Annotated in this window: 10 protein-coding genes and 1 pseudogene; 5 read left to right on the top strand and 6 right to left on the bottom strand. The window is 67.8% G+C overall.

What is annotated here, in order from left to right:
• Positions 1 to 175: 175 nt before the first annotated feature.
• Together CLG85_RS22655 and CLG85_RS22650 are read right to left on the bottom strand one after the other, a co-directional pair.
• Positions 176 to 823 (bottom strand): SDR family NAD(P)-dependent oxidoreductase, encoded by a 648-nt coding sequence (locus CLG85_RS22655; protein ID WP_260350083.1) that lies wholly within the window; start codon positions 821 to 823, stop codon positions 176 to 178.
• A 45-nt stretch (positions 824 to 868) separates the two neighbouring features.
• The gene (locus tag CLG85_RS22650) at positions 869 to 1543 is read right to left on the bottom strand and encodes an SDR family oxidoreductase (RefSeq protein WP_260350082.1); all 675 of its coding nucleotides are present in this window, start codon (positions 1541 to 1543) and stop codon (positions 869 to 871) included.
• Positions 1544 to 1811: 268 nt separating this feature from the next.
• Here CLG85_RS22650 and CLG85_RS22645 point away from each other — a divergent pair, with 268 nt between their 5' ends.
• Together CLG85_RS22645 and CLG85_RS22640 are read left to right on the top strand one after the other, a co-directional pair.
• Positions 1812 to 2666: an ABC transporter ATP-binding protein gene (locus CLG85_RS22645; RefSeq protein ID WP_260350081.1), complete on the top strand. Its 855-nt coding sequence runs from the start codon at positions 1812 to 1814 to the stop codon at positions 2664 to 2666.
• Entirely contained in the window at positions 2663 to 3430 is a 768-nt protein-coding gene (locus CLG85_RS22640) for an ABC transporter permease (RefSeq protein WP_260350080.1), read from the top strand. The genes CLG85_RS22645 and CLG85_RS22640 overlap by 4 nt, the downstream gene beginning before the upstream one ends.
• A gap of 94 nt (positions 3431 to 3524) precedes the next feature.
• On the opposite strand, the gene CLG85_RS22635 is transcribed toward CLG85_RS22640, so the two are convergent.
• Complete coding sequence (locus CLG85_RS22635) at positions 3525 to 4730, bottom strand: M20 aminoacylase family protein (protein WP_260350079.1); 1206 nt, start codon at positions 4728 to 4730, stop codon at positions 3525 to 3527.
• A 314-nt stretch (positions 4731 to 5044) separates the two neighbouring features.
• Between CLG85_RS22635 and CLG85_RS22630 the strand changes: the two genes are divergently transcribed.
• On the top strand, positions 5045 to 5851 hold the full coding sequence (locus CLG85_RS22630) for an ABC transporter substrate-binding protein (RefSeq protein ID WP_260350078.1): 807 nt from the start codon (positions 5045 to 5047) through the stop codon (positions 5849 to 5851).
• Between the two features lie 70 nt (positions 5852 to 5921).
• A complete protein-coding gene (locus tag CLG85_RS22625) occupies positions 5922 to 6857 on the top strand; it encodes a dihydrodipicolinate synthase family protein (RefSeq protein ID WP_260350077.1) in 936 nt (311 codons plus the stop codon).
• Positions 6858 to 6888: 31 nt separating this feature from the next.
• Here CLG85_RS22625 and CLG85_RS22620 read toward each other — a convergent pair whose 3' ends face one another.
• From CLG85_RS22620 to CLG85_RS22610, 3 genes and pseudogenes are all read right to left on the bottom strand, one after another.
• Positions 6889 to 7728 (bottom strand): MFS transporter, encoded by an 840-nt coding sequence (locus CLG85_RS22620; RefSeq protein WP_260350076.1) that lies wholly within the window; start codon positions 7726 to 7728, stop codon positions 6889 to 6891.
• Positions 7729 to 7747: 19 nt separating this feature from the next.
• Positions 7748 to 8320: pseudogene (locus CLG85_RS27895) on the bottom strand (MFS transporter); the annotation flags it as partial.
• A 4-nt stretch (positions 8321 to 8324) separates the two neighbouring features.
• The gene (locus CLG85_RS22610) at positions 8325 to 9017 is read right to left on the bottom strand and encodes a GntR family transcriptional regulator (RefSeq protein WP_176476585.1); all 693 of its coding nucleotides are present in this window, start codon (positions 9015 to 9017) and stop codon (positions 8325 to 8327) included.
• 208 nt (positions 9018 to 9225) lie between these two features.
• Between CLG85_RS22610 and CLG85_RS22605 the strand changes: the two genes are divergently transcribed.
• Positions 9226 to 10251: a nitrilase-related carbon-nitrogen hydrolase gene (locus CLG85_RS22605; RefSeq protein WP_095882253.1), complete on the top strand. Its 1026-nt coding sequence runs from the start codon at positions 9226 to 9228 to the stop codon at positions 10249 to 10251.
• The last annotated feature ends 236 nt before the right edge of the window (positions 10252 to 10487 follow it).

Genomic DNA, 10487 nt, shown 5'->3' with positions numbered 1-10487 from the left:
TGCGTTTTCCGAGCACTCGACGCCCGTGGTTCATGCCGCGGGATGTTCGCGTTTGTGTTCCGCGGCTGCTGAGGTGCGGGCGCGCCACGAGCAGGACGGGAGACATCCTCGGCGCGAGACCAGAGCCATAGGTGCTCCGGCCGCGCACCGCGCAGTTTGGTCGGTTTTCCCGTAGTCAGGTCAGCGCCGGCACGGCGCTCAGATCGACGATCGATCCCGAGGGGGTTTCGTCCGCCGTGTCGATGGCCCGCAGCACCGCTTCGGCGAGAGCCACCCCCTCGCCGGCACCCTGCAGGGCAAGGCAGCGGATACCGCTTTCCTGCCATTCCACTGCAAGGTTCCGCCACATCTGCACCAGCGCCGCCTGCGAGGCGCGCAGCCCGTATTGCGCCGGGCCATGAAACCGTCCGGTGCGTCCGGCGGGGTCAACCAGCGCCACGGCGACCGGCTGGTCCGCGGCGGCAAGATTGGGCGCGAGCAGCGCGGCAAGGTGAAGCGGCGCGAAGGTGTTTTCCAGCATGGTCCGCTCAAAGGCGCCCCCGGTGACGCGGTCGATCGGAGCAGCGGTTTCCTCGCGCAGCACCTGGGTGAAGATCGCCAGGTCAATGGCCCGTCCGGTCAGCCGTTGCGCGATGTCGCGGGCGCTGGCATCCGAGGTCGGATCGTAGCGAAACTCTGACACCTCGGGCCCAAGCCTGGCGAAGTCCGCGGCGGCAAAGGGGCGGGGGTTGGCGGCCAGCACGGCCCAGCCCCGGCGTGCATAGGCATGGGCGAGCGCGAGACCGGCTCCGGCTTGAGCGCCGATGATGAGGACGGTGGGCATATCTATCTCCTTGAAATTCGCGATCCTGGGGGCGGTCGTAGGCGGCTACCAGGGCACATCGATCCCGTCGTAGCCGATGATCCGCCCGGTATCGGCGGCGGTGATCTGTTCGACGACGCGTTTCATGCCGGCGACGCTCTCTTCCACGGCGATGCCGCGGCCTTCGGTCATGTCGGTGGCGACCATGCCGGGGCGCAGCAGCATGCATGTTATGCCCTCGGGGCGCCATTCGTCGGCGAGCCCGACCCAGGCCGCGTTCAGCGCCGCCTTGGAGGCGCGGTAGCCGTATTGCGTGCCCCAATCGTTGGCCGAGATCGACGACATCAGGCTCGACATCGCGCAGCAGAGCTTCAGATCGGAGGCTGCGATGTTCGACTTCAGGGCGCGGGCGAGTGCGAGCGGCCCCCAGGTGTTGGTGCGGATGGTCTGGGTGAACTCGGCGCGGGTGACCTCGGCAGGGCCGGCGTCGAGGTTGAGCGCGATGCCGGCATTGGCGATCAGAACGTCGATCGGGGTCTCGCCAAGCTTGTGCTTGAGGGCGGCGATGGAGGTCTCGTCGTCGGCCTCGAGCGGCAGGACTTGCGCTCCGGTGGCGGCAAGCGCCTCGGCGCGGTCCGGCTGGCGGGCGGTGCCGATCACCTCCCAGCCTGCGGCGGCAAACTGGCGGGCGAGTTCCAGCCCGATCCCGCGATTCGCACCTGACACCAGCAATCTGGGCATGTCTGTCTCCTTGGAGTTCCAATGGTCGACAATTGGAATGCCAGATTCGGGTGATTGGGCAAGATGATCCGCTTTGCGCGGGGTATTTCCATAGGCAGGGGGGGATGATGCGGCGGGCAAATCGCGTCGATTTGCACAAGATTTCGGCGCGGAGCGGCATGGGCAAGGGGTCGGGAGCGTTCATCTCTGGTGCTTGGTGTTCCTTTGGTATGCCATCGAGAGGTGCAGGGACCCACGCCGGTTTCGCGCTGACACAGGAGACGACGACATGATCCATGCAACGCCTGCGCGGGCGGCGCACAGCGAGGCCGAGATGCCGAGCGGCGAACCCCGCCGTGAGCCGATCATCGAGCTGGCCCACGCCGGGGTGATCTTCGCCACCTCCAAGGGCGATCCGCTGGTTGCGGTAGAGGACATGAGCCTGACCATCTACCGCGAGGAGATCGTCTCGCTCGTCGGCCCGTCGGGCTGCGGCAAGTCCACGGTGCTACGCATGCTGGCAGGTTTGCAGCAGCCGACCAGCGGCGACATCTGGATCGGTGGCGGAAAGACCCGGCGCGGTTTTTCCGAGGTCGCCATCGTCTTCCAGCGCCCGACGCTGCTGCCGTGGCTGAGTGTCATGGACAATGTGCTCTACCCGGTGAAGGTGCTGCAGCGCCCGACCAAGGCGCATCGAAGCCGCGCCATGGAGCTGCTCGAGCTGGTCGGGCTGCAGGACATGGCGGAGCGGATGCCGCACGAGTTGTCGGGTGGCATGCAGCAGCGCGCCTCGATTGCGCGGAGCCTGATCCTCGATCCGAAGATCCTGCTGATGGACGAGCCTTTCGGCGCGCTGGATGCGCTGACCCGCGAGGACCTGCAGCTCGACCTGCTGGACATCCACGCCGAGACCCGCAAGACCATCCTGCTGGTCACCCATTCCATCAACGAGGCGGTGCTGCTGTCGGACCGGGTTGCGGTCATGTCGGCGCGGCCGGGGCGGATGCAGGACCTCGTGGAGATCGACGTGCCAAAACCGCGCGGGGCCGAGAGCGCCGCGCGCCCGGATTTCCTCGCCCTGTCGCAGCGCATTCGCGACGACATCTTCGGACCCCGCACCGGCCGCAAAGGACGCCGCGCATGAGCCCCGCCCTGAGAAAGATCGTCCTCCCCGTCGGCACCTTCCTGAGCTTCCTGCTGGGCTGGCAGCTGCTGAGCGAGGCGCTGGACGTGCCGGTCTACCTGTTGCCCTCGCCGCTCGACATCTACGAGGGCGGCGGCAAGCTCGGCCCGGCGATCCTGAGCAACACGCTCGAGACGCTGAAGACCATCCTGCTCGGCTTCGTCTGCGCCTGCGCGGTGGGCATTCCGCTGGGGGTAGTGGTCTCGGTCAACCGCACGATTTCCGAGATGATCTACCCGCTGATCGTCTTCCTCAACGCCATCCCGATCATCGCCATCGCGCCGATCCTCGTGGTGATCTTCGGCACCGACATGACGACACGGCTGATCATCGTGACGCTGACCTGCTTTTTCCCTATCATGGTGAACACCGCCGCCGGGATGATGGACACGCCGAAGGAGATGCTCGACCTGGCACGCGTTGCGGGGGCCTCGCGCATGGGCGAGATCCTCAGCGTGCGCCTGCCGAGCGCCATCCCCTTCATCTTCAGCGGGCTGCGGATCGGGGTGACCGTCGCCGTGGTCGGCGCGGTTGTGGCGGAATTCGTCAATGCCAACAAGGGGCTGGGCTTCCTGGTGACCTCCTCGACGGCGCAGTTCGCCATTCCCACGGCGACCGCCTGCGTGGTGATCCTCGCGGTGATCTCGGTGGTGCTCTATGAGGCTGTGAACTGGGCGCATAGGGCGTTCTTCGGCTGGTCGATCAAGACCAAGGCGGGGGAGTGAGCGGCGCCCCGGCGCGGTGCCTCTGCGGATATGGAAAAGGCCGGCGGGGACGCCGGCCTTTGTCGTTCTGGACGCGTGGGGCAGGGCAGGGAGGTCAGGCGGCCGACTGCTGCGCGTCGGCGCCCTGGCCGAGCTCCTGGTTCACCACCGAGACCCAATAGGCCGAGCCGTAGGGGATTGCCGCATCGTTGAAGTCGTAGTCGGGGCGGTGGTTGTTCTTCCATTCCGGCCCGTCGCCATTGCCCATCATCACGTTGCAGCCGGGCCGGGCGATGGCCATGTAGGCGAAATCGTCGGCGGCGTTGATCGGCGGCGAGTTGGGGTCGACGTTCTCCATGCCGCTCACCGCGGCGGCGGCGGCCACGGCCTTGTCGGTCTCGGCCTGGGCGTTGACCAGCGGCGGGTAGCCGCGCTCGTAGACCACCTCGGCGCGGGCGAGGCACATGGCGGCAGAGCTCGCCGCCACCTCGGAGAGGCGCTTTTCCAGCAGGTCGCGGACTTCGGGGTTGTGGCAGCGGGCGGTGCCGGTGACCACGATCTTCGTGGGCATGACGTTGTGCGAGGTCCCGGCCTCGATCATGCCGATGGTCAGCACGGCGGATTCCTGCGCCACCACGTTGCGCGCGACGATGCCCTGGATGCCGAGGATGAAATGCGCCAGCGCGGTCATCAGATCGACGGATTTCTCGGGCGCGCCGGCGTGGCCGCCGGTGCCGTGGAAGGTGACTTCCCACTGGTCGGCGCAGGCAAGCTGGCCGCCGACGCGGGTGATGAACTTGCCGACCGGCACGCCGGGCTTGTTGTGCAGCGAATAGACCGCGTCGCAGGGGAACTGCTCGAAGAGCCCTTCCTCGATCATCCGCAGGCCCCCGGCGCCGCCCTCTTCCGCGGGCTGGAAGATGCAATGCACCGTGCCGCCGAAGTCGGGGTTCTCGGAGAGGTAGCGCGCGGCGTTCAACAGCATGGTGGTGTGGCCGTCATGGCCGCAGCCGTGGAACTTGCCGGGGATGGTCGAGCGGTGGCCGAAGGTATTGGTCTCGTCCATGTTGAGTGCGTCCATATCGGCGCGCAGGCCGACGGCGCGGTTGCCGGGCAGGCGGCCGCGGATCACCGCCACGACACCGGTCCCGGCAAGCCCGGCGTGGTTCTCGATCCCCCACTCGTCGAGTTTCTGCCGGACCAGCGCCGAGGTGCGGACCTCCTCGTAGGAGGTCTCGGGATGCATGTGGATGTCGCGCCGCAGCGCCACCATTTCCGCCTGCCGCGCCTCGAAGGCGGCGAGCACCTTGTCCATCTGCATGATTTTTCCTCTCGCGTTGGGGTCTCGGGGCCGAAGCAGCCCGATCCTGCGTTATTCGCTTTGTCGACTCGTATCGGTATCCTAATGGTATGCCAACGACAAACCAACGACACCAACAGGAGAATCCATGATGCCGACCACGTTTTCGAGCGCGCTGCTTGTTGCGGGAGCAATTGCGGGGCTGACCGCCTCTGCCGGGGCCGTCCGCGCCGCTGACCAGGTCGATTTCCAGCTCGATTGGACGCCGGGGGGGAATCTCGGCGGCCTATTATCTCGGGCTGGATCAGGGCTGCTTCACCGATCAGGACATCGACGTGACGATCTCGCGCGGCTACGGCGCAGCGGATGCGGTGACCAAGGTGGCGGCGGGGGTCGCGGATTTCTCGGTCACCGACCTCGGCACGATCATCGGCACCATCGCCGAGAGCGACGCGCCGGTGAAGGCGATCATGCCGATCGTGTCGCAGAACCCGGCGTCGATCGCTGTGCTCGATGACAGCCCGATCCAGACGCTGGCCGACCTGCAGGGCCGCACCATCGGCACCTCGGTGGGCAATGCGGCGTTTTCCTTCCTGCCGCTCGGGCTGGAGATGGAAGGCGCGAGCATGGACGCGGTGAACGTCGAGACGGCGGATGGCTCGGCGCTGAACGGGCTGCTGCTGCAGGGGCGGATCGACGCGCTGGCCAGCTACGTGACCTCGGTCGTGGGCATCCAGGCGCTGGCCGAGAACGCGGGCAAGAAGGTGCGGGCGGTCTACTACGGCGACGCGCTCGACATCTACAACGCCTCGATCTTCACCTCGGACAAGATGATCGCCGAGAACCCCGACCTGGTGAAGCGCTTCAAGGCGGCGGTGGAGTGCACCTACGACGCCGCGCAGGACGACCCCGAGGCGGCGATCGACGCCATCGTCGCGCATGTGGACGGCACGCTGCGCGAGAGCCAGGCGCGGATGGTGCCGAACTCGCTATCCTTCGCCTTCGACAACGGTGTCTTCGAGGCGAACGGCTACGACTTCGACATGGCCCGCGTCGCGCATAACATCGAGGTGGTCGACAAGGTCACCCCGCTGTCGAAGATGCTGAGCGCCGAGGACGTGGTCTACCAGGTCGCCGACTGATCCTATCACACAGAGCTTTTGCCCGCCCGGTGCCCGCGCCGGGCGGGCCGGTTTTCAGGAGAGCCAGGATATGAGCCTCATCACGACCCGCACGGCGGGTGTTTTCGTCATTGCCGTCACCCCCTTTGACGAGACCGGCGCGCTCGACCGCGCGAGCCTCGAGCGGGTGACCGATTTCTACTTCGAGAAGGGCGCCGACGGCCTGACCATCCTCGGCATGATGGGCGAGGCGCCGAAACTGACCCAGGCCGAGAGCCGCGAGGTCGCCGCCGCCGCCATCCGCCGGGCCGGGGGCAAGCCGGTGGTGGTGGGCGTCTCGGCGCCGGGTCTGGCGGCGATCGGCGAGCTGTCGAAGGCGGTGATGGATCTCGGCGCGGCGGGGGTCATGGTGGCGCCGCCGATGGGGCTGACGACCAACGAGCAGGTCGAAAGCTATTTCGCGCAGGTGGTCGAGGTGCTGGGGCCGGATGTACCTCTGGTGCTGCAGGACTTCCCGCTGTCAACCAAGGTGCCGATCTCCACGGGCTCGCTGGGGCGCATCCTCGAGGCGCATGACAGCATCGTCATGGTCAAGCACGAGGACTGGCCGGGGCTGGCGAAGATCTCCGCCCTGCGCGCCGCCGAGGCGGCGGGACGGCGGCGGGTGTCGATCCTCTGCGGCAACGGCGGGGTCTTCCTGCCCGAAGAGGTGGCGCGCGGCGCCGATGGCGCAATGACCGGCTTCGGTTTTCCCGAGATGCTGGCAGAGGTTGTGCAGCGCGCTGCCGCAGGAGATATGGATCGGGCGCAGGACATCTTCGACGCCTACCTGCCGCTGGTGCGCTACGAGCAACAGCCGGGCGCGGGGCTGGCGGTACGCAAATACGTGCTGGCAAAGCGCGGCGCCATCGCCTCAGCGGCGCAGCGGCGCCCCGGCGCGGCGCTGCCGCCCGCCGCCGTGGCCGAGGTCGAGCGCATGCTGGCCCGGCAGGAGGCGAAGCTGGCGGCGCTGGCTGAGCCCGCCTGAAAAGGCTGGCTGAAGCCATGGGGGCTCCGCGTCAGCGGAACCCCTTCAGCCTGCGGGCGGGTATCATCAGGTTCGCCGCCAGCCCCACCGCCATCAGCGCGCAGGCGGCGGCGGGCAGCGACCAGAGCGGCAGGGTCGCGGGGTCTCCGGCCAGCCCCGCGTTCAGCGCCGCGAGCCCCATCAGCGAAACCCCGAGCGTGCCGCCGATCGAGCGCATGAAGGCCAGAACGCCGATCGCCGCGCCCATCTGCCCGGGCTCGGCGGCGTTCTGCACCGCCAGGGTGAACACCGGGTAGAGCATGCCGATCGACAGCCCGAGCCCGAAGGTGCTGGCGATCACCGGCCCCGGAGCCGGGTTCAGCGCCACCAGCGCGGTGAACCCCGCCGCCAGCGCCGTTCCCGCCAGCGCCGCGCGGATCAGCAGCGGCTTGTAGGCGGGGTTGCGGCGCAGCAGCACGGGCGGCGCGTAGGCGCCGATCATGATGCCTCCGACCAGCGCCAGCAGCGCCGCTCCGGCCAGCGCCGGGGAAAAGCCGAAGGCGGCGTGGTAGTAGAGCGGCAGGTAGACCGCGAGGCCGATGTTCACCGCCTGGCAGGTCGAGAGCGACAGCGCCGCGAGCAGGATGGTGCGGTTGCGGAACACGGTGAGCGGGATCAGCGGATCGCCCGCCCGCGCCATGCGTAGGCCAAAGGCGATCCAGCCGACCAGCCCGAGCGCGACGAGCATCGGCCCCCAACCCGGCATCAGCTCCGCCCCGGCGATGCCGTCGATCAGCACCAGCGTCGGCACGGTGGCGAGCAGCAGGAAGGCCGCGCCCGGCCAGTCGATGCGGCGGCCGCGGGTGGCGGCGCGCGGGGCGAGGGCGGTCATCACCCCCCCAGCACACGGCGGCGCAGGCGGGCAGGTTGAGCCAGAACACCACGGTGTAGCTCAGCCGCTCGGCGACCAGCCCGCCGAGCAGCGGGCCGATCAGCCCGGCGACGGCGTAGATGGTCGAGATATAGGCGCTGTAGCCGGCGCGTTTCGACATCGGCACGCGGTCGGCGATGATGATGAAGGGCAGGGCGACCATGCCGCCCGCCCCGGCGCCCTGCACCAGCCGGGCGAGCACCAGCAGCGGGAGGCTGGGGGCGAGTGCGCAAAGCACCGATCCGGCAAGGAAGAGCCCGTTGGCAATGAGCAGCGCCTGCCGCCGTCCGCGCAGGTCGGCGATGGCGCCGTAGAGCGGCGCGGCCACGGTGGCGGCGACGAGGTAGCCGGTGGCGATCCAGCCGAGCAGCGCGCCGCCGCCGAGGCGATCCAAGATATCCGGCAGCACCGGGCCGACGATGGTCTGCTCGAGCGCCGCGACGAAGAGCGCCAGAAGCGCCGCCGACAGCAGCCGCGGCGTGCCGCGAGCGAGGAAGCCGAGGCGGCCCGGACCGGAGGTCGGCTCGATTGGTTCGGAAATGGTGTCTGTCATGGGGTCAGTGCCGGATCCCGAGGATGAAATCGACGATGGCGTTGCGCACGTGGTCAAGGTGTGTGCCCATCAGGCGCCGGGTCAGCTCGGGATCGCTCCCGGCGGCGGCGCGGATGAGCGCGAGGTGCTCTTCGGTTCCCGGGCGGCGGCGGTGCGAGATGCGGTTGGTGTTGAAGATGTGGGTGCGGCGGCGCAGGTCGAGGATGGTGCGGGTCAGCATCGGGTTGCCCGCGGCCTCGGCGATGGTGTGGTGCACCAGGTCGTCCACCGCCCAGTGCTGCGCCGCGCTCACGCTCTCGAGCTGCAGCATCTCCTCGAGCCCGGCCTCGACCTCGGCCAGCTTTCCGGCGGTGATGCGGCCCGTGGCGCGGGCGGCGGCCTCCATTTCGAGGATGCGGCGCAGGTCGAGCAGCCGCACGTAGCTCTCGATGCTGATGTCGTTGACCACCAGCTTGCGGCCCGGCCCGCGCAGGATCAGCGCCTCGGCCTCGAGCCGGAACAGCGCCTCGCGCACCGGGGTGCGCGAGATCTCCATCATCTGCGCCAGCCGCCGTTCCTGCAGCGCCTCTCCGGGAACGAGCTGCCCCGCCAGCAGCATTTCCAGGATGCGGGTATAGGCCTGGTCCGACAGGCTCTGCTCGCCCGGTGCGAGCAGCGGCGGAATCGCCGGGATGCTGATGTCGTCGGTTCCGTCCATGCGAGGATCCCCGGTTTCGATGCGTGAAGAGGGCGCAGGCGGCGGCATTGCATCCCAATGGTCGACCAATGTGATACCTTATTGGGCAGAGCCTGTGAAGCGGAGAGAAACATGCGCGGGGCGGTGTGCAGCACGATTGACCAAATTTGTGTCCCGTTGGTATGCCAAGTGCGTACCAGTCACGCCAGACCTGAAAGGGAGACCCCATATGGCCATCGCACCTTGGCGCGCGACCTGCATCCAGATGGAGAGCCGCATCGCCAGCAATGCACCTTCGAAAGAGGCGGCATGGGAGATCATCAACGGCAATATCGCCAACGCGCTGAGCAAGATCCGCGCCGCCTGCGAGGGGCCGACGCCGCCGAAGCTGGTGGTGCTGCCCGAGTTCGTCTTCACCGGGCCGCAGCGTGCCACCGCCGTGGCGGACTGGATCGAACGCGCCTGCACCACCATCCCCGGGGCGATCACCGAGACGCTGGCGGACCTCTGCCGCGAGTTCGGCATCTACATCGCGGGCAACCATTTCGAAGTCGATCCGAAATGGCCCGACCGCTACTTCAACTCCTCATTCCTGCTCGATCCGAAGGGCGAGGTGATCCTGCGCTACCGCCGCATCAATACCGGAAGCTGGACCTCGCCGCATGACATCCTCGACGAGTACCGCGCGGCCTATGGCGAGGAGGGCATCTTCCCGGTGGCCGACACCGAGCTCGGGCGTCTTGCGATCTACCCCTGCGGCGAGGTGAACGTGCCCGAGATCACCCGCGTCTTCATGCTGCGCGGCGCCGAGGTGATCCTGCACCCGAACAACGAGCCGCTGACCCCGATCGCCGACATGGCCAAGCAATGCCGCGCCTTCGAGAACATGACCTATCTCATCTCGAGCAATATCGCAGGGGTGGCGGGCTTCTCGGACACGGCGACCGGCGGGCATTCGATGATCGTCGACTTCCGCGGCGACCGCATCGCCTATGAGGACAGCGCCGAGGAAAGCATCGACTGCTCGGCGATGATCGACATCGAGGCTCTGCAGGCGGCGCGGCACGACCGGGGCATGGGCAACAGCCTGCTGCGGAGCCGCTTCGACATGTACCGCAGCTATTACTCCACCGCCGATTTCTACCCGGCCAACGCGCTGGCACAGACGCCGGTGGTGCAGAACGAGGATTTCGCGCCGGTCCAGGAAAAGGCCATCGCCCAGCTCGCGCGCTCGGGCGTTTTGCGCAGCGAATAAGCGGCGCGAGACGCGCTCCGAACCAGCCAAGTGAGGCAAACCGCCCTTCGGGGCGGTTTTTGTTTTTTTGGCGCCCACCGCGGCAAGCGCCATCTTTTCAGGCAGCCTGCCCGCGAAATCCCGGAATTTCCTGCTGCGGATGCAAAAACTCTGGATCTGAATCATTTTTCGGAATTCCGTTGGTATACCATGAATGTGCCAGAAGAAATCGGCACGCAAAACAGCAGGGACCCCCC

The organism is Alloyangia mangrovi (assembly GCF_002300555.2).
Taxonomy (GTDB): Bacteria; Pseudomonadota; Alphaproteobacteria; order Rhodobacterales; family Rhodobacteraceae; genus Salipiger; species Salipiger mangrovi.
This window is presented reverse-complemented; position numbering and strand designations above follow the sequence as displayed.

What these genes read in the sequence shown, in the direction of transcription:
- CLG85_RS22655 (WP_260350083.1), bottom strand. Translation starts at nt 823, where the DNA reads ATGCCCACCGTCCTCATCATCGGCGCTCAAGCCGGAGCCGGTCTCGCG.
- CLG85_RS22650 (WP_260350082.1), bottom strand. Translation starts at nt 1,543, where the DNA reads ATGCCCAGATTGCTGGTGTCAGGTGCGAATCGCGGGATCGGGCTGGAA.
- CLG85_RS22645 (WP_260350081.1), top strand. Translation starts at nt 1,812, where the DNA reads ATGATCCATGCAACGCCTGCGCGGGCGGCGCACAGCGAGGCCGAGATG.
- CLG85_RS22640 (WP_260350080.1), top strand. Translation starts at nt 2,663, where the DNA reads ATGAGCCCCGCCCTGAGAAAGATCGTCCTCCCCGTCGGCACCTTCCTG.
- CLG85_RS22635 (WP_260350079.1), bottom strand. Translation starts at nt 4,730, where the DNA reads ATGCAGATGGACAAGGTGCTCGCCGCCTTCGAGGCGCGGCAGGCGGAA.
- CLG85_RS22625 (WP_260350077.1), top strand. Translation starts at nt 5,922, where the DNA reads ATGAGCCTCATCACGACCCGCACGGCGGGTGTTTTCGTCATTGCCGTC.
- CLG85_RS22620 (WP_260350076.1), bottom strand. Translation starts at nt 7,728, where the DNA reads ATGACCGCCCTCGCCCCGCGCGCCGCCACCCGCGGCCGCCGCATCGAC.
- CLG85_RS22610 (WP_176476585.1), bottom strand. Translation starts at nt 9,017, where the DNA reads ATGGACGGAACCGACGACATCAGCATCCCGGCGATTCCGCCGCTGCTC.
- CLG85_RS22605 (WP_095882253.1), top strand. Translation starts at nt 9,226, where the DNA reads ATGGCCATCGCACCTTGGCGCGCGACCTGCATCCAGATGGAGAGCCGC.